Source organism: Variovorax jilinensis, from assembly GCF_030316885.1.
Taxonomy (GTDB): Bacteria; Pseudomonadota; Gammaproteobacteria; order Burkholderiales; family Burkholderiaceae_C; genus Variovorax; species Variovorax jilinensis.
Genome location: NZ_JASZYQ010000006.1, coordinates 41,550 through 59,909 on the forward strand (window position 1 = coordinate 41,550; position 18,360 = coordinate 59,909).

Consider the following 18,360-nt stretch of genomic DNA (forward strand, 5'->3'; position numbering starts at 1 on the left):
CCCAAAGAAGCGGCGCGGCGTTCACTTCGTCCCACCCGGCGTCCCGCCTGCCTGCACCTTGACGAAAGCTAGCGTCGGCTCCATGAAGCCGGTACCTCGCAACCATCCAGTCACATCGATCGGCGCAATTGGCGGATCCAAGCCCTCTGAGGTGACATAGGCGAAGACCAACGGTCGCGGACAGTTCTTGCGCGTGCGAGGCACGCGCGAACACAATCTACAAGACGTGGATGTCGACTTGCCTCGCGACGCGCTCGTGGTGTTGAGCGGCATCTACGGCCCAGGCAATCGTCCCTCGCCTTCGGCACCCTGTACGCGGAGGCCCCCAGCCTCCGCCGCATCTTCGATGTTCACCCGCCGGACAATGCCTTCAAGGTGAGCGCATTGGGCACCGCCTCTCCCGCGGCGGTGTTGTCGAAGATGCACCAGCACCGCGCGCCAGAGAGCCGAGCGGCCTCCAGGCGGGCCGCCACACGCTGCAGCAGAGGATCCTCGTAGCGCGACCAGTAGCGTCGAGGTGAACCATGCAGGCGCAGATAGATCAGCTCGGGCCAGCCGCCCGGCGCAGCGGCGGCCGGAAAAAGAACCGGATCGGCCAGCACCCGTGCCATTCGAAACCGGGCCAGGCGGCGATCCGCTCCGGGCGTGAACCAGGACGCATGGCGCGCCTCGAGCGCGACGTCGCCTCCATGACGGGCACGCAGGTCCCGTGCGAAGCGATGAACCTTCGCCACATCGAACACAAGCGTGGGTGGCAACTGGATCAGCACGCATCCGAGCCTGGGGCCCAGACCGGCCACCTGTGCGAGGAACTCCTCCAAGGCCGGCATTGCGGCCTCGAGTCGCAAGTCGTGCGTGATCGCCTTCGGGCACTTGACCGAGAAGCGGAACTGTGGCGGCGTCGACGCGGCCCATCGCTCGTAGGTCTCGCGACGGTGTGGCCGGTAAAAGGAGGAGTTGATCTCCACCGCCTGCAAGCGCGTGGCGTAGCTTGCCAGGTGCGAATCGCGGGGCGCGAACCGACCCCAGTGCGCGCGCGGCAGGCTCCAACCCGCGCAACCGATGTCGATCGGGGGAAGGGTCAGTGACCTGGATCGGTGTTTCTGAAAGGACTTCTGCATCACGCCCAATATCGCACTCGCTCGGCGTCCAAGATCTCGATTCCCGTTTTCGCTGACGGGAATGACGGCTGGTCGTGCACCGCACCACGACTGACGGCGTGATGCCCCGGCCGCCGTCTTCATGACACTCCGGGGCGCCTCGTGCGCTTTGTCTACGCCATCGACATGCACCACGGTGTGCCGCAGGAGATCGCGAGTCGGGTACTTGGCGGCAAGGAAATTCCGCTCGAGACCTGAACGGTGAACGTGATGTGGCAAGGTGACGCGATCAACCAGTTTGCAAGGCTGCTGAGCTTTTGCGAGACACCCTCCTCCCCTGTCAATGAAACGCCATGCAATTTTCGTTGCGACAAGCGCGCAGAGCGCCGCCTGCATGTGCAGACGACCCCTAGAAACATCGCGCGCACCGGGCCACGTCGTCTGGCGAGGTACGAATGCATGACCCAGCCGCTGTCGAGTACTCGATCGGACCGAAGGCGATGCGACTGAGCGCCCTGGTCGCCCGCCGCACCTTCAGATTCAGAAGATGTCGGGTTCCCCGGCAGACTCGCCGAATTGCGTCTGGAGGAAGTCCATGTCGCAGCCCTGGTCGGCCTGCAGGATGTGCTCGGTGAACATCCATCCGTAGCCCCGGCCGAAACGTGGCGGCGGTGGCGTCCATTCGGCGCGCCGGCGCGCCAGCTCCTCATCGCTCACCTGCACGTCCAGCCGGCGCATCGGTACATCGATGCTGATGATGTCGCCGGTGCGCACCAACGCCAGGTTGCCGCCGACATACGCCTCGGGCGCGACGTGCAATGCACAGGCACCGTAGCTGGTGCCGCTCATGCGCGCATCGCTCACGCGCAGCATGTCGCGCACGCCCTGCTTCAGCAGCTTCACGGGGATCGGGACCATGCCCCATTCGGGCATCCCGGGGCCGCCCTTCGGTCCCGCGTTGCGCAGCACGATCACGTGGTCCTCGGTGATGTCGGCGTCTTCGTCGTCGAGCATCTTCTTGAGCGACGGATAGTCGTCGAACACCACCGCAGGGCCGCTGTGCTTCAGGAATTTCGCGCTCATCGCGCTTGGCTTGATGACGCATCCGTCGGGTGCCAGGTTCCCCTTCAGACGCGCCAGTGCACCTTCGGTGTAGACCGGGTTGTCGAGCGTGCGGATGACGTCGTCGTCGTAGACCTGCGCGCCCTCGATGTTCTCGCCGACGCTCCTGCCGGTGACGGTGGGCGCGTCGAGATGCAGGTGCACCTCGATGCGCTTCATCAGCGCTGGCAGACCGCCGGCCAGGTAGAAGTCTTCCATCAGGTACTGGCTGGTTCCGCTCGGACGCACGTTGGCGATCACCGGCACTCGCCGGCTGATCGCGTCGAAGTCGTCCAGGCTGATGTCGGCCCGGGCCCGCCGCGCCATGGCGATCACGTGGATGATCGCGTTGGTCGAACAGCCCATCGCCATGGCGACCGTGATCGCGTTCAGGAAGGCATTGCGGCTCTGGATGCGCGAGGGACGCAGGTCCTCGTGGACCATCTCGACGATGCGACGGCCGACCTGCGCCGACATGCGCTGATGGCCGGCCTCGACCGCCGGCACGCTGGAGGCGCCCGGCAAGGCCATGCCCAGCGCTTCGGCGATTGCGGTCATGGTGCTGGCGGTGCCCATGGTCATGCAGGTGCCGGGGCTGCGGGCGATGCCGCTGATGATGCCGTCCCATTCGGGCTCGGTGATGAGCCCGGCGCGCCGATCGTCCCAGTACTTGAATGCATCGGAGCCCGAGCCCAGCGTCTTCCCGCGCGAGTTGCCGCGCAGCATCGGACCCGCCGGCAGGAAGATCGCGGGCACGTCGGCGCTGGTGGCGCCGAGCAGCATGGCCGGCGTGGTCTTGTCGCAGCCGCCCATCAGCACCACGGCGTCGACCGGATAGCAGCGGATCATCTCCTCCACTTCCATCGCCATCATGTTGCGATAGAGCAGCGCGGAAGGCTTCACGATCGAATCGTTCAGCGAGATCGTCGGCATCTCCAGCGGGAAGCCGCCGGCCTGCAGCACGCCGCGCTTGACGTCGTCCACGCGCTGGCGGAAGTGCATGTGGCAAGGGTTGTAGTCCGACCAGCTGTTCATGATCGCGACCAGCGGCTTGCCCTCCCAGTCCCTTCGGTCGTAGCCCATCTGCATGATGCGGCTGCGATGGTTGAAGGTGCGGAAGTCGTTGTTGGCGAGCCAGCGTTGGCTACGGAGCTTGAGAAGTTCGGCCATACCCAGGATGTACTTCAGTTCCACGGCGCTGTCGACCACGCACGCGGTCGAGCACAGCGGTCCGGCGTAGACGTCGAGCCGGTAGGCCTCGACGGCTGCGCGAAAGGTGACCGGGGTATCGGCTGACAGGCGATATACCCGCGTGACGACCTCGCCGTCGCTTCGCTCGGCCTACCTTCATCCCAGAGTGCTTCGACGAAGCGCTTTCAACCTTTGCCCATCGTGGCAAGAACCAAGGAGATGACAGATGGCAACAGACGATCGCAATGACGCGTCCAATCGAGATCCGATCACTGGCACGCCCGGCGCCCATCCGGTAGGCACCGGCATCGGTGCCGCTGGCGGCGGTCTTGCAGGCGCTGCCGCGGGGTCGCTTGCGGGACCGGTGGGCACGGTGATCGGCCTGGTGGCCGGCGCCGTGGTGGGCGGGTTGGGAGGCAAGGCCGCTGCCGAAGGCGTGAACCCGACCGCCGAGGACGCCTACTGGCGAGAGAACCATGGCCGCCAAACCTATGTGACCTCCGGGCGCAGCTATGACGACTACGCCCCGGCCTACGAAATGGGTTGGTCGGGCCGAGGCACGCGGGGCGCCGATTTCGACAGCGCCGAGCCGCTGATGGCTTCCGAATGGGAAGGTCGCCGCGGCGTCTCCACGCTTGCATGGGCCGATGCAAGGCCGGCCACGCAGGCGGCATGGAACCGTGCCGACGAGGTCTACTACGCCAAGCAGGCCAATGGCAGCGACATCGTGAGCCATGAAGATCTGTCGAACGACGACGTGGTCGATGTCCTGAACGACCTGCTCGAGAACGCGCGGGATGGGGAGTACGGCTTTCGGACTTGCGCCGAGCAGGTCGAGACCCCGCAGGCCAGGCAGCTCTTCGCCAGTCGCGCGGAGGCTTGTCGCCAGGCCGGCGACGAGCTGATGCAGCTCGTGAGTGCCTATGGTGGCGAGCCGGCTTCGGGCGGTACCGCCGCAGGCGCGCTGCATCGGGGCTGGGTCCAGGTCAAGGGCAGCGTCGGCGCCGACAGCGAGTTGTCGATCCTCGAATCCTGCGAGCGCGGCGAGGACGCGGCCGTGGCCCGCTACCGCAAGGCATTGAAGCAGAGCCTACCTGCGGACGTGCGTGCCACGGTCCAGCGCCAGGCCGACGGAGCCCAGCGCAATCACGACCAGATTCGCGACTTGAGAAACGCGGCACGGGCGCGCGATTGATTCCGCGAAGGCCCTCGCCGCGGGCCGGCCTCAACGGTCGGCAGCCTCATGGTTGCTCGACTTCCACGAGCAACTGTTCGATTCCACCGACCGGCATCGCCGCCTGGACGTGCGGCGCCTGGACGCGGAATTCACGCGCGCCGAGCACCGCGAGATCATGGACGCGGCGGTCAGCCGCGACACTGCGCTCACGATCAAGCTGCTCAACGATTCCATCGACACGCTGATCACGCGGCGGAATTCGTCCGAGGCCAACGGCGAGGCCATCAGCTCAACGTGATCTGCGCGTCGTGAACGACGCGGCGCCTCGGGCGCGGCCATGTTTTACCAACGACAAGACGCAGACATCACTGTGCCCGCCCTGCCCGGGCACTGCGATGCAGGGCTGACGCCCATCCCAGCCATGCGCGGTCACCTGGACTGCGCAGGTGCTTCAAGCCGCACCCATGGATGGTGGGATCCCCGCCCTTGCGGCAGCCGATTCAGGCCCTGCCATCGCGCCAAGGTAGGCACGCACCCGCTCGTCGCTCATCAGGGATTCGAAGTCCGGCAACTGCGTGACCGTGCCCTTCTGCACGAAGATGAAGCGTTCGCAGCTCTGACGCAGAATCTCGACGTGGTAGGGCTCGTTCGGGTGCAGGCACAGGAAGACGACCCGCCCTGCCCGCCTCAGGTGCTTGAAGAATTCGAGCATGAAGCCGATGTAGCCGTCCTGCGTATTGAACTGTGGCTCGTCGAACAGGTGCACCAGCGGCGAGTCGCTGATCGAATGCTCGAGCATGAAGTTGGGGCGTGTACGCTTGAACGACCGCAATTGGTAGGACTGGTGGTAGTGGATCGCGAGCCGATCGCGCTCGCGCGTGCGTACGCGATGGATGTCCTGTCCGTTGACCAGCACCCGGCCGGTGCTCGGCAGGTTGCTTCCGGTCATGAGTTCGAACAGCGTGGTCTTGCCGGAACCGTTGGGGCCCAGCACACCGACCACAGCCGGGCCTTCGATCTCGAAGTCGGCATCGAGATTGAAAGTGACCTTCGGCCGCAGCAGGCCGCGCGCGTATTGCTTGCCGATCTTGTCGACGCGAAGAAGCGAAGCACCCATTTCGTCACACTCCCAGCAGTTGAAGGCGCAGTGCGTCGTCGCGGCGCAGCGCTTCTGCCGGACCCTCGTGCACGATGGCGCCCAGGTTCATCACATAGACGCGGTCGGCCACCGCCAGCGCGCTCTGGACGTTCTGCTCGACCACCAGCACCGAGACGCCCTCGGCCTTCAGGCGGGTGATGGTCTTCATCACGTCCTGCACCACCTTGGGCGCGAGCCCCTGGCTCGGCTCGTCGAAGAGCACCAGTCCTGGCGAGCCGAGCAGCGCGCGCGAGATCGCGACCATCTGCATCTCGCCGCCCGAGAGGTTCTCGCATTCGCGATGCATCAGGTATTCGAGCGCGCTGAAGATCTCGAAGCATTCCTTTTCGCTCCAGGCGCGAAAGCGAGAACGCTTGCGTGCGATCGCAAGATTGCGCGCCACGGTCAGCGTCGGGAAGATGCGACGGTCGTCCGGCACCCAGCCGATGCCCGCGCGCGCGATCTCGTGCGTGGGCGCATGGGTGATCTCGCGGCGATCGAAGCGGACCGTGCCGGCACTCGGCGGCGTCAGGCCGAGGATCGCGCGCAGCGTGGTGGTCTTGCCTGCACCGTTCGGCCCCAGCAATGCAACCACCTCCCCCGCGCCGACCTCCAGCGAGACGCCGAACAGCGCCTGGGTCTCGCCATAGAAGGCGTCGATGCGGTCGATCGTCAGCAGTGCCGACGACATGGGGACCGGGGCGTCCGACGGCACCCGCGTATCCAGTGCGAACGCGTTCATGCCAGAGCTCCCAGGTTCGAGCGCGCCACCCATTCGTTCTGTCGCAACTCGTCAGGCGTCCCCTGAGCGATCACCTGCCCCCAGTGGATCACCGAGATGCGGTCGGCCAGGCCGAACAGAAACTTCATGTCGTGCTCGATCACCATGATGGTCAGGCGCCGGCGCAGCTGCGCCACCAGTTCGGTCAGTCGTGCGGTGCCTTCGGCACCGAGCCCGGCTGTCGGTTCGTCCAGGAACAGCATGCGCGGCTCGGCCGCCAGCGCAACGCCGATCTCGAGCGCGCGCCTCTCGCCGTAGGACAGGCTCCTGGCGAGGCTGCGCTCCTTGCCCGTGAGGCCGACGCTTGCCAGCACGCCGGCCGCGATGTCCTGCGCCGTGCTGTCCGCGCCCAGATCCCGCCACGGATTGAAGCCCTGGCGGCGCACGTGCGGCGTTGCGATCAGCACGTTGTCGAGCGCCGAGTAGTCGTCGAACAGATTCATGATCTGGAACGAGCGCGAGATGCCCTTGCGCGCGATCTCCCGCGGCGGCATGCCGGTGATGTCCTCGCCGGCGAAACGCACCGTGCCGCGGTCCGGACGGAAGCGTCCGGTGAGCACGTTGAAGCAGGTCGTCTTGCCGGCACCGTTGGGGCCCATGATGCCTACCAGTTCGCCCTCTTCGCACGCGAGCGTGATGTCCTCGAGCACGACCTGGTCGCCGAAGCGCTTGGACAGGCCGGTGGCTTCAAACAGCTTCATCGGCGCCTCCCCGGACCAACGCGGCAGGTACCGCGGCAACCGGCTGGCGGGCGGTCTGCGACGCCCTTCGTCGCCTGGCTTCCATCCAGCCCTGCCAGATTCCCGCGATGCCATCGGGCTTGAAGAGCACCATCGCCATGAAGATGAGCCCATACCAGAGGAGCCAGGTTTCGGTATAGGCGCCCAGAAGGTCGCGCGCGAGGATGAAGAAGGCGGCGCCGATGACCGGCCCCCAGAAGCTCACGAGCCCGCCGCCGATCAACACCATCATCACGACGAAGCCCGAGTTGTGCAGGCTCATCACGTTCGGATACGCCGACTGCTGCGCCATCGCGAACAGCGCGCCGGCCAGGCCCGAGACGCCGGCCGACAGCGTGAAGGCCAGCCACTTGTAGAGCCAGACGTTGTAGCCCACGAAGGCGGCCCGGGTCTCGTTCTGCTTGATCGCGCTGAGCACTCGCCCCAGAGGCGAATGCACCAGTCGCCAGAGGCCCACCAGCACCAGAGCGAACACCGCCAGGCAGAAATAGAACAGCGCGTTGTTGCTCGTGAGATCGAACGACACGAAGCCCAAATCAACCGGCAGCCGCTTGATGTTGAGCAAGCCGTCCTCGCCGCCGGTGACCGTGTGCCATTTGTTGGCGATGAACCAGAACACCTGGCCGAAGGCGATCGTCAACAGAGCGTAGTAGATGCCGCGCTTGTGCGAGATGAACAGCGCCACCAGCGCGCCCAGCACTGTCGCGACCAGCACCGCGCCGACCAGGTCGAACCACAGGTTCGGCCAGACCTTGTGCTGCAGCAGACCGAAGGCATAGGCGCCGATGCCGAAGTACGCACCGTGGCCGAACGAAGGCAAGCCCGTGAAACCGAGCAGCAGGTTGAATCCCAGCGCGAACATCATCCAGATCATGATTTCGAGCGCGAGGTACTGATACAGCCCCACCTGCGCGATCCACAGGGGGGTCGACATCAGCAGGCCCAGGGTGAGGACCAGGGGCGCGGGGAACAAGGCGGCGCGGCCGGCAGCGAGATGCATCAAGGATCGGTCTCCAGGTTTTTTTCTTCGTTCAGGGCTTGCACAAAACAGAATGTACGTTCTATCATCAAAACATTCAAGAATCTTTGTTCTATTTTTGCAAATGGCCTCTATGGATTCGATCGAGACATACGAAGAGCTCAAGGAACGCATCTCGCAGGCCTACTCCGGCATGTCCAAGCAGCTGCAGCGCATTGCACGCCAGGCGCTGGAACGCCCCGACGATCTTGCGCTGGGCACCGTCGCGGCAGTCGCCGAAAGCGCGGAGGTGCAGCCCTCGGCAGTGATCCGCTTCGCCAACGCGGTGGGCTATGGCGGCTTCTCCGAGATGCAACAGGTCTTTCGCGGCCACCTGGTGGAGCGCTCGTCGAGCTACCGCGAGCGCATCGTCGAGATGCGCCGCCAGAGCAACGGCGCGCGGGCACCGGCTGGCGTCCTTCACCAGTTGACCAGCGAATCCGTCGCGGAGCTCAGCCAGCTGCAGGACATGGTGCGCGAGTCGGAGCTCTCGGCGGCCGTGAAGCTGATCGCCGAGGCGACCCAGATCCACGTGCTGGCGCAGCGCCGCGCCTTCCCCGTGGCCGGCTATCTGGCCTATGCGCTGAGCCAGCTCGAGCTGCGCACTCACCTGCTCGACGGCGCCGGCGGCATGCTGCGCGAGAGCCTGCGCGCGGTGGCGCCCGGCGACGTCCTCGTGGTGGCGAGCTTTCGCAACTATTCGCCCGAGGTGCTCGAGGCCTCGCTCGCTGCAGCCGGGCGCGGCGTCCCGGTGATCGCGATCACGGACGGTCCGCTTTCGCCCCTGAAGGCCTCATCCCGCGTGTGCTTCGAGCTCGCCGACGACTCGTCCAAGCCCTTCCGCTCGCTCGTTGCGCCACTCTGCCTGGCTCAGGCGCTGGTGGTGAGCACAGGGCATCTTCTGGCCGAACAGGCCGGCCGCAGGAAAACGCGCCGTGCAAGCGCATCTGGAAAGAAAGCATGACCCGCCCCTTCGATGTCATCTGCATGGGCCGCGCCGCGGTCGATCTCTACGGCGAACAGATCGGCGGCCGGCTCGAGGACATGCAGACTTTCACCAAGTACCTCGGCGGCTCGCCCGCCAACACCGCAGTCGGCGTGGCGCGCCTGGGCCTCAAACCCGCAATGCTGACGCGTGTCGGCGACGAACACAACGGCCGCTTCGTGCGCGAGACGCTCGCGGCCGAAGGCGTCGACGTCAGCCTCGTCAGGACCGATCCGAAGCGCCTGACCGCCCTGGTCTTCCTCGGCATCCAGGATCGCGAGACCTTCCCGTTGATCTTCTACCGCGACCACTGCGCGGACATGGCGATCGACGCGCAGGACGTGGCGGCCGCACCGATGGCGTCGGCCACTGCGCTGCTGCTGTCCGGCACCCATCTGTCCCAGCCCCAGACCTACCGTGCCTGCATGACGGCGGCCGAGCTGGCCCGCGCCGCAGGGACCCGCGTGGTGCTGGACATCGACTACCGCCCCGTCCTCTGGGGCCTGACCAGCCCGGGCATGGGCGAGCAGCGATTCGTGCCCTCGGACCAGGTCAGCGCGCACCTGCAGACCGTGCTTCCTGCCTGTGATCTGGTGGTCGGCACCGAGGAGGAGATCCACATCGCCGGCGGCAGCGCCGACACGCACGCTGCGATCCGCCGCATCCGCGCGCTCACCACCGCCACGATCGTGGTCAAGCGCGGGCCGGGGGGCTGCGTGGTCTTCGACGGCGCCATTCCCGAGCGGCTCGAGGACGGCCTGCAGGGGCCCGGCTTTCCGGTCGATGTCTACAACGTGCTCGGCGCCGGCGATGCCTTCATGGCCGGCTTCCTGCGCGGATGGCTCGTCGACGAGCCGCTCGCGCGCTGTTGCACCTTTGCCAACGCCTGCGGCGCGCTGGTGGTATCGCGCCACGGCTGCGCGCCCGCGATGCCGAGCTGGGAGGAACTGCAGCACTTCATGGCGCGCGGCTCATCGACGCGGCGGCTGCGGGAGGACATCGGCCTGGAGCACCTGCATCGGGTCACGACCCGGACACGCCGCTGGAAGGAACTCTGCATTCTGGCTTTCGACCATCGCGTCCAGTTCGACGAGCTCGTCGCCCGCCATGGCGGCGGCCCCGGACGCATCGAGGCCTTCAAGTCCCTCGTGGCCGAGGCCGCGCGCCGCGTGGCGCACACCGAAGCCGGCGACGCGCTGGACGCCGGCATGATCCTCGATTCCCGCTTCGGACAGGACATCCTGCCGGCGCTCACCGGCAAGGGCTGGTGGGTGGCGCGGCCGGTCGAGCTGCCGGGCTCGCGGCCGCTGGTCTTCGAGCCGGCGCAGCCGCTGATGCTGGAAATGCGGAACTGGCCGGCCGAGCATGTCGCCAAGTGCCTGGTCGCGTGGCACCCCGAAGATCCGGCCGAGCTGCGCGCCACGCAACTTGCGCGCCTGGAGGAACTCCAGGCCGCCAGCGTGGCCACATCGCACGAATTCCTGGTCGAGGTCGTGCCGCCGCGCGACATGCCGGCCGACGACTGGACGCTGGCGCAGGCCATGGGGCAGATGTACGAGGCAGGTATCCGCCCAGACTGGTGGAAGCTGCCACCCACCGGCTCCGAGGAGGCGTGGGACCGCATTGCCACGGTGATCCACGAGAACGATCCCCACTGCCGTGGCGTGCTGCTGCTGGGCCTGGAAGCCAGCGAGAAGCTGTTGCGCATCGGCTTCGAGGCGGCCGCGCCGCATTCGATCTGCCGTGGCTTTGCAGTCGGCCGTTCGATATTCGCGGACGCCGCCGCCGGCTGGTTCGCCCACCAGCTCGACGACGCGCAGGTCATCGCCGACGTCGCAGCACGCTACGCGCGGCTTATCCGGCTCTGGCGCGAAGCCCGGGCCAACCATGTCCCCAGTCTCGTCTGAAACGCTCCAAGGAACACCCAATGACCCACCCAAGAATCGGCTTCATCGGCATCGGCATGATGGGCCACGGCATGGCGAAGAACCTGCTCGCCAAAGGCCACGCGGTAAAGCTCAAGGCGCACCGCAATCGCGCCAACCTCGAGGACCTGCTGGCCGCCGGTGCCACCGAGGCCGCCACGCCGGCGGCCACCGCAGCCGACGTCGACATCGTCTTCATCTGCGTCACCGGCTCTCCTCAGGTGGAAGACGTCGTCTACGGCGCCGAGGGACTGCTGGGTGCCGCGCGCAAGGGCCTGCTGGTGGTCGATTGCTCGACTGCCGAGCCCTCGTCGAGCGCGCGCATTCGCGCCGACTTCGCGGCCAGGGGCGTGAAGTTCATCGATGCGCCGCTGGCACGCACACCCAGGGAGGCCGAGGAAGGCCGACTCAACACCATGGTGGGCGCGGAACCCGATGACTTCCGCACGGTCGAGCCGGTGCTCAAGACCTTCTGCGAGAACATCTTCCATGTCGGCCCGCCCGGCCACGGCCACGTGCTGAAGCTGGTCAACAACATGATGGCGATGAGCTTTGCCGCCTGCATCGCCGAGGCCTTCGCGGTCGCGGCCAAGTCGGGGCTGGACCTGAAGCGGCTCTACGACGTGGTGTCGGTCGGCGGCGTGAACTGCGGCATCTTCCAGATGATGACCAGCAAGACGCTCACCGAAGGCACGGTCGACGGCTTCAAGTTCGGCATCTCGAATGCGCAAAAGGACCTTCGCTACTACACGCACCTGGCCGAGACGCTGCCCGTCTCCAGCTTCATGGGCGAGGCCACGCACCAGAGTCTGGTGCAGGCCGTCAACCTGGGTTTCGGCGACAAGCTGATTGCTTCGCTGTTCGAGGCTCAGGAAAAGATCAACGACGTAAAGATCGTGCCGCGCTGAATCCACCCACCGAGGAGACAACCCATGACCAACTCAGACAATCCATCGAATTCCCGCCGCAAGCTGCTCAAGGGCACGGGCCTCGCGCTCGCAGGCGCCGGCCTCTACGGCGTTGCCCCCTTCATGGGGCCCTGGAAGCACAACCGCGTCTGGGCCCAGGCGGCGCAGAAGAAGCCGCTCGTGATCGGCCTGACGATGGACACCTCGGGCATGTATGCGGCCTCCGGCGGCGAGGAGCGGCTCGGCGCCATGATGGCGATCAAGGAATTCAACGACAAGGGCGGCGTGCTGGGCCGGCGCATCGAGGCCATCCACATGGACACCGAGACCACGCCGGCGACTGGCTCGCGCATCGCGGAACGCATGATCACGCGCAACGAGGCGGCCTTCCTGATCGGCGCGGTGCACTCGGGCGTGTCGAACGCGATCTCGCAGGTGGCGCAGAAATACGGCACCGTGTTCCTCAACACCAATTCGAGCTCGCCGACCGAGGCCGGCAAGGATTGCCACCGCACCAAGTTCGTCTGGGATGGCAACGGCACCAACTTCTCGAATGCAATCGTGAAGAACGCAATCGCGGCCAACGGCAAGAACTGGGTCCTGCTTACCAACGACTACGTCTGGGGCCACACGACCTCCAAGGCGACGCGCGCGATCGTCGAGGCCAATGGCGGCAGGATCGTCGACGAGTTGCTGATTCCGCAGAACACGCGCGATTTCTCCTCGTACCTGTTGAAGCTGCAGCAGCTGAAGCCCAACGTGGTCGCCACGGCGGTTGGCGGCGACGACATCAAGGCGCTGCGCCAGCAGGTGGTGCAGCTCAAGCTCAACGAGTCCATGGCGTGGATCAACAACCAGCAGGATTGGCCCGATGTCTATGGTCTGGGCCCCGACGCGATCTTCGGCGTCTTCGGCACCACCTGGTACTACCGCCTCGACCTTCCGGGCGTGAAGGAGTTCGTCGCCGCCTACCAGAAACAGTTTCCGGGCGTGGCCATCCGCGTGCCCGGCAATGTCTATCACAACACCTACATGGCGACCCGCGAACTGCTGCGCTGCACCGAGGAAGCCGGCACGACGCAGAACATCGCGGTCATCAAGAAGCTCGAAGGCCGGCAGATGAAGGCGATCGACCGGCTGCAGCACTACGACGCCTGGATCGATCCCGTCACGCACCAGTGCCAGCAGACCATCTACATGGCGAAGTACAACGACCAGCCAGCCGAGAAGGACGACATCTTCAAGATCATCACGCAGGCAGACCCGAAGAGCGTGATGGACAAGGATGCGCAGGCCGCCTGCAAGCTGGAGAGCTACGACGCGACGCCGAGCTACGAAGCCTGACCGGACGCGTGATGAAGCAGCAACGACGACGGCTCGTCGGCGGCATCGGCGCGGGCGTGCTGGGTTTCATGGGCCCGTGGCAGGTCCACCGTGCATGGGCACAGTCCACGGCAAGGAAGCCCCTGGTGATCGGCCTCACGACCGACGACACCGGCCAGTATGGTGCCAGCGGCCAGGACGAGCAGCGCGGCATCCGCATGGCGATCGCCGAAGCGAACGTGCGCGGCGGCCTGCTCGGCCGGCGCATCGAGACCGTGCATGCCGATACGGGCGGCGATGCCGCCCGGGCCGCCGGCGTCGCGCGCCGCATGATCACCGAACAGGAGGCCGCGTTCCTGATCGGGGGCGTCCATTCGGGCGCCGCGAACGCCATCTCGGGAGTGGCACAGCAATACGGCTGCATCTACTTCAATACCAACTCGAGCTCGCCGACGGAGGCGGGCAAGGATTGCCATCGCGTCAAGTTCGTCTGGGATGGCAACAGCACCAATTTCTCCACCGCAGTCGTGCGGGGAGCGATGACCGGCTTCGGCCCGAACTGGGTGCTGGTCACCAGCGACTACCTCTGGGGACGAAATACGGCCAAGGGGATCCGGGAGATCGTCGAGCGATCGGGTGGCAAGGTGGTCGAGGAACTCCTCGTGCCGCAGAGCGCACGCGACTTCTCGGCGCAGCTTGAACGCATCAGGCAGCTCAATCCCAGCGTGGTCGCCACGGCAGTGGGTGGCGACGACGTGAAGGCGCTGCGCCAGCAGGTGCGCGCCGCCAGGATGGACCGCGCCTTCGCCTGGATCAACAACCAGCAGGACTGGCCAGATGTCTACGGCGCCGGCCCCGAGGCGCTGTTCGGCATCTTCTGCACCACCTGGTACTGGGGCCTGAGGCTGCCCGGCGTGCAGGAGTTCGTCGAGCGCTATCAGCAGTTCAATCCCGACTACCGGATCCGCAGGCCAGGCAACGTCTACTACAACGGCTACATGGCCACGCGCGAACTGTTCCGCGCGATCGAGCGCACGGGCACCACCAACAACCTGCGCCTGATCCGCGAACTGGAAACGCTCAAGCTTACGGCGCGCGATCGGATGCAGCATTTCGACGCCTGGATGAACCCGCATACTCATCAACTGCAGCAGACCATCTACATGGCCGCCTACAACACGGCACCCCGCGAGCCCGACGACGTGTACCGCGTGCTCGCGCAGCAGCGTCCCGAAGAAGCAGAAGATGCTTCGGCCGCGCAGAGCTGCAAGCTCGAATCCTGGGCCGCCACACCAAGCTACGAGGTCTGAAGACATGTTCACGCAACTCGTTCCGCATCTTGTCAACGGCGTCACGCTGGGACTCCTGTTCGCCTTGATCGCACTGGGCTTCATGCTGATCGTCGGTGTGATGGAGACCATCAACCTCGCGCACGGCTCGCTGTTCGCCCTCGGCATGTACATGGCCCTGTTCGTGGTGGCGCCGAGCTTCGGCCTGCTGCCCGAGACGCAGGCGGCCTACATGGCGCTGCCGATCGAGCTGCGCTACCTTTTCGCGCTGGTCCTGGCACCGATCTTCGTCGGCCTGTTCGGCATGCTGCTGGAGCTGTGCATGCGGCGCACATACGGCCGCGACCCGCTCTACGGCCTGCTGCTGACCTTCGGCGCGGCGCTGGTCATCGAAGAAGGCATCCGGCTGGTCTGGGGATCCTCGGAAAGGCAGCTGCAGCTGCCGCAGGCGATCTCGGGCGCGCTGCTTGTCGGCGACCTGATCTATTCGCGCTACCGCTTCTTCGCGAGCGCCTTCGCGGTGCTGATGATCTTCCTGCTCTGGCTATTCCTGCAGAAGACGCCCTACGGCGCGATCATCAAGGCCGGCGCGCACGACAGCGAGATGGTGCGCGCGTTGGGAATCAACCTCAAGCGCCTGAGGCTCTTCGTCTTCGGCCTCGGCGTGGCGCTGGCCGCGATCGCGGGCGTGGTGATGGCGCCGATCTGGGGCATCCGGCCCCATGTCGGCGTCGATGCCGTCGTCCCGGCGTTCCTGATCATCGTCCTTGGCGGGGTCGGCTCGCTGTGGGGCGCGGTGATCGCCGGGCTGATGGTCGGCATGGTTGTCGGCCTGACCGGCTCCTACGCGTCCGAATGGTCGCTGATGTCGATGTACCTGCTTTTCATTGCGGTCGTCACCTTCCGCTCGCGCGGACTGTTTGGAAAGAAGAGTGTTCTCGATGTCTGATGACCTGATCAAGCCCCTGCAGGGCAAGGTGGCGCTGGTGACCGGAGCGGCCGGAACGATGGGCCTGGCCGCCGTGCGGGTGCTGCTGGAGGACGGCTGCACTGTCGCGCTGGTAGACACCCACCACGAGCGCACGCTGGCCATCGCCGAGAGCCTGGGCACCGATGCCCTGCCCTTCTGCTTCGACATCAGCGATGTGGACGCCGTGCGCGAGGGCTACGCCCGCATCGTTGCCGCGGTCGGACCGGTCGACATCCTGGTCAACAACGCCGGCATCCTGTCGAACAACAAGGTCGAGGCCACCGATGCGGCCGAGTGGCGCCGCGTGCTCGCGGTCAATCTCGACGGCGCCTTCTACCTGTCGCAGCAGGTGGTGCCCGGCATGAAGGCACGTCGCTCGGGCCGCATCATCAATACCTGCTCGCTGGCCGCGAAGACCGGAGGTCTGACGGCAGGCACGGCCTATTCGGTCTCCAAGGGGGCCCTCAGCTCGCTGACCTTTTCGCTGGCGCGCGAGCTGGCATCCTTCGGCGTCACGGCCAACGGCATCTCGCCAGCCTACGTGAAGACGCCAATGATCACCGAGCAGCTGACCGAGGCGCAGCGCCAGGCATTGCTGAAGGACATCCCCGTGGGTCGCTTCTGCGAACCCGAGGAGTTCGCGCACGTGGTGCGCTTCCTGGCCTCGCCACTGGCTGGCTTCATCACCGGCGAGGTCATCGACCTCAACGGTGGCCTGCTGATGGATTGAACAGGTGGACGCTCCTACGCCCCGCGTCGACTTCCCCCAGGCCCTCTCGGGCCTGTTCAGCCTCGAAGGCAAGGTGGCTTACATTCCCGGTGGCTATGGCGGCATCGGCGAAGCGATCGCCTGGGCGCTGGCGCTGGCCGGCGCGAAGGTCGCCATCTCGGGTCGCGACGGAGCGAGGGCTCAAGCCTTGGCTGCGTCGCTCAAGGACGCCGGGCACGACGCGCTCGGAATCTCGATGGACGCGCACTCGGTCGACGACGTGCGAGCGTCGGTCGATGCCGTGGCATCGCATTTCGGCCGGCTCGACGTGCTCATGAACTGCGTCGGCATCCAGCGTGAGCAGGCCTTGCTCGACGTCACGGAAGAGGCCTTCGACGAGGTCGTTCAGGTCAATCTCAAGTCGGCGATGTTCCTGGCACAGGCTGCCGCGCGCCACCAGATCGCGGGCGGGCGCGGCGGCGCCCAGATCCACCTCCTGTCGGTGCGCTCGCGTTTCGCCTTGCGCGCGCGAGGCTACTCGGCGTATGCCAGCACCAAGGGAGCGCTCGTGATGCTGATTCGCCAGCATGCGGCGGAGCTGGCGCCGCACGGCATCACGGTCAACGGCATCGCGCCGACCGTGGTGCGCACCGAAATGGCCCGGCACTGGCTGGACAACCCTGAAACCCACGAGCAGCTTCTTGCGCGCATCCCGCTCGGTCGGGTCGCCGAACCCGAAGACGTTGCCGGCTCGGCTGTGTACTTCTGCGCCCCGGCAGCGGCCTTTGTGACGGGCCAGGTGCTCTACCTCGACGGCGGGATCACGGCAACCCAGTGAGGCGGGCGTTTCCCCGCTCGACTGTTTCCTGCCCAGGCGTGCAAGTGGTCCGATCGCGGGAACGCCTTTGCATCCTGCATTCTGGAGACGGCGCGCGCGGCATATAAGCTTCGAAATGGCGCAAGGCGCCCGTGTGGGTGGGCGACGCGGCCTGAGCGCGGTGCAGGCTCACTCCGGCTGGATGCCTGCTTCCTTCACGACCTTGCCCCACTTGGCCAGGTCGGATTTGATGACTTCCGCGTAAGCCTGCGGCGTGCCGCCCTGGATCTCGATACCGGCGGCTTCCAGCTTGGCGCGCACGTCGGGCAACTTGAGCGCCGCGTTGATCTCGGCATTGAGCTTCGCCACGATCGCCTTGGGCGTGCCGGCGGGCGCCAGGAAGCCACCATTGGTGTTGGCGTCGTAGCCCTTGAGGCCCTGCTCCTCCGCCGTCGGTACCTCGGGCATCGACGCCGCGCGCTTCCGGGTCGACACCGCGATGGCGCGCACGTTGCCGGCCTTTGCCTGCGACTGGATCGCGCTGATGGTGTCGATGTAGAGCGCGGTGCGCCCGGCAAGCAGGTCCGGGTGGGCGGCGGAAGATCCCTTGTAGGGCACCAGCAGCATCTGCGTGCCGCTTGCCATGCGGAACATCTCGGCCGCCATTTCCTGGGCGCTGCCGCGGCCGGATGTCGCGACCTTGGCCTGTTCCGGATTGGCCTTCATCCAGGCCACGAACTCGGGCAAGGTCTTGGCCGGAATCTGCGGATAGATGGCGAAGACCAGAGGCACCTCGTGCGTGTAGACGATGGGCTCGAAGCTCTTTTCCGGGTCCCAGCCCAGGTTCTTGAACAGGAACTTGTTGGTGTTGTGGCTGCCGCCGACGATGCCGATCGTGTAGCCGTCGGGCACCGACTTGGCGAGCACGTCGGTGCCGAGGTTGTTGGAGGCGCCGGGCCGGTTGTCGATGACCACCGGCTGGCCCATCGACAGCGCCAGCTTGTCGCCGACCACGCGCGCGATCGTGTCGATGGCGCCGCCCGGTGGGGCGGGCACGATGATCTTGATGGCGCGGCTCGGGTAGGCGGCCTGGGCCGAAGCCAGGGCAGGCACCACGGCCAGCGAGGCCGCGACGGCGAGGATCTTGAAGAGGGGCTTGAAGGGCATGGTTGTCTCCGTTTTGCTGGG

The 18,360-nt window shown here is 66.2% G+C and carries 17 protein-coding genes; 10 read left to right on the plus strand and 7 right to left on the minus strand.

Features of this window, described 5'->3' with window-relative positions:
* Positions 1-350: 350 nt before the first annotated feature.
* Positions 351-1,121, minus strand: coding sequence for a DUF72 domain-containing protein (locus QTH87_RS20540; RefSeq protein ID WP_286611889.1), 771 nt, complete (start codon positions 1,119-1,121; stop codon positions 351-353).
* Positions 1,122-1,640: 519 nt separating this feature from the next.
* On the minus strand, positions 1,641-3,371 hold the full coding sequence (gene araD / locus QTH87_RS20545) for an L-arabinonate dehydratase (protein ID WP_286612094.1): 1,731 nt from the start codon (positions 3,369-3,371) through the stop codon (positions 1,641-1,643).
* Positions 3,372-3,618: 247 nt separating this feature from the next.
* Between araD and QTH87_RS20550 the strand changes: the two genes are divergently transcribed.
* Both QTH87_RS20550 and QTH87_RS20555 read left to right on the plus strand, forming a co-directional pair.
* Positions 3,619-4,587: a ferritin-like domain-containing protein gene (locus tag QTH87_RS20550; protein ID WP_286611890.1), complete on the plus strand. Its 969-nt coding sequence runs from the start codon at positions 3,619-3,621 to the stop codon at positions 4,585-4,587.
* A 52-nt stretch (positions 4,588-4,639) separates the two neighbouring features.
* Positions 4,640-4,867 (plus strand): hypothetical protein, encoded by a 228-nt coding sequence (locus QTH87_RS20555; protein WP_286611891.1) that lies wholly within the window; start codon positions 4,640-4,642, stop codon positions 4,865-4,867.
* 153 nt (positions 4,868-5,020) lie between these two features.
* On the opposite strand, the gene QTH87_RS20560 is transcribed toward QTH87_RS20555, so the two are convergent.
* The 4 genes from QTH87_RS20560 to QTH87_RS20575 are packed head-to-tail and all read right to left on the minus strand — an operon-like array spanning position 5,021 to position 8,228.
* On the minus strand, positions 5,021-5,686 hold the full coding sequence (locus tag QTH87_RS20560) for an ATP-binding cassette domain-containing protein (protein WP_286611892.1): 666 nt from the start codon (positions 5,684-5,686) through the stop codon (positions 5,021-5,023).
* Positions 5,687-5,690: 4 nt separating this feature from the next.
* On the minus strand, positions 5,691-6,449 hold the full coding sequence (locus QTH87_RS20565; protein WP_286611893.1) for an ABC transporter ATP-binding protein: 759 nt from the start codon (positions 6,447-6,449) through the stop codon (positions 5,691-5,693).
* Positions 6,446-7,189: an ABC transporter ATP-binding protein gene (locus QTH87_RS20570; protein WP_286611894.1), complete on the minus strand. Its 744-nt coding sequence runs from the start codon at positions 7,187-7,189 to the stop codon at positions 6,446-6,448. Before QTH87_RS20570 ends, QTH87_RS20565 begins: the two co-directional genes overlap by 4 nt.
* Positions 7,176-8,228, minus strand: coding sequence for a branched-chain amino acid ABC transporter permease (locus tag QTH87_RS20575; protein ID WP_286611895.1), 1,053 nt, complete (start codon positions 8,226-8,228; stop codon positions 7,176-7,178). The genes QTH87_RS20570 and QTH87_RS20575 overlap by 14 nt, the downstream gene beginning before the upstream one ends.
* Before the next feature lie 112 nt (positions 8,229-8,340).
* Here QTH87_RS20575 and QTH87_RS20580 point away from each other — a divergent pair, with 112 nt between their 5' ends.
* The 8 genes from QTH87_RS20580 to QTH87_RS20615 are packed head-to-tail and all read left to right on the plus strand — an operon-like array spanning position 8,341 to position 17,193.
* On the plus strand, positions 8,341-9,210 hold the full coding sequence (locus tag QTH87_RS20580) for a MurR/RpiR family transcriptional regulator (RefSeq protein ID WP_286611896.1): 870 nt from the start codon (positions 8,341-8,343) through the stop codon (positions 9,208-9,210).
* Complete coding sequence (locus tag QTH87_RS20585; protein ID WP_286611897.1) at positions 9,207-11,138, plus strand: bifunctional 5-dehydro-2-deoxygluconokinase/5-dehydro-2-deoxyphosphogluconate aldolase; 1,932 nt, start codon at positions 9,207-9,209, stop codon at positions 11,136-11,138. Before QTH87_RS20580 ends, QTH87_RS20585 begins: the two co-directional genes overlap by 4 nt.
* Before the next feature lie 20 nt (positions 11,139-11,158).
* Positions 11,159-12,064 (plus strand): NAD(P)-dependent oxidoreductase, encoded by a 906-nt coding sequence (locus tag QTH87_RS20590; RefSeq protein ID WP_286611898.1) that lies wholly within the window; start codon positions 11,159-11,161, stop codon positions 12,062-12,064.
* 24 nt (positions 12,065-12,088) lie between these two features.
* Complete coding sequence (locus tag QTH87_RS20595) at positions 12,089-13,408, plus strand: ABC transporter substrate-binding protein (RefSeq protein ID WP_286611899.1); 1,320 nt, start codon at positions 12,089-12,091, stop codon at positions 13,406-13,408.
* Positions 13,409-13,419: 11 nt separating this feature from the next.
* On the plus strand, positions 13,420-14,697 hold the full coding sequence (locus QTH87_RS20600; protein ID WP_286611900.1) for an ABC transporter substrate-binding protein: 1,278 nt from the start codon (positions 13,420-13,422) through the stop codon (positions 14,695-14,697).
* A 4-nt stretch (positions 14,698-14,701) separates the two neighbouring features.
* Positions 14,702-15,625 (plus strand): branched-chain amino acid ABC transporter permease, encoded by a 924-nt coding sequence (locus QTH87_RS20605; protein WP_286611901.1) that lies wholly within the window; start codon positions 14,702-14,704, stop codon positions 15,623-15,625.
* Entirely contained in the window at positions 15,618-16,376 is a 759-nt protein-coding gene (locus QTH87_RS20610) for an SDR family NAD(P)-dependent oxidoreductase (RefSeq protein WP_286611903.1), read from the plus strand. The genes QTH87_RS20605 and QTH87_RS20610 overlap by 8 nt, the downstream gene beginning before the upstream one ends.
* Before the next feature lie 4 nt (positions 16,377-16,380).
* Positions 16,381-17,193, plus strand: coding sequence for an SDR family NAD(P)-dependent oxidoreductase (locus QTH87_RS20615; protein ID WP_286611904.1), 813 nt, complete (start codon positions 16,381-16,383; stop codon positions 17,191-17,193).
* Between the two features lie 168 nt (positions 17,194-17,361).
* On the opposite strand, the gene QTH87_RS20620 is transcribed toward QTH87_RS20615, so the two are convergent.
* Positions 17,362-18,339 (minus strand): Bug family tripartite tricarboxylate transporter substrate binding protein, encoded by a 978-nt coding sequence (locus tag QTH87_RS20620; protein ID WP_286611905.1) that lies wholly within the window; start codon positions 18,337-18,339, stop codon positions 17,362-17,364.
* Between the last annotated feature and the right edge of the window lie 21 nt (positions 18,340-18,360).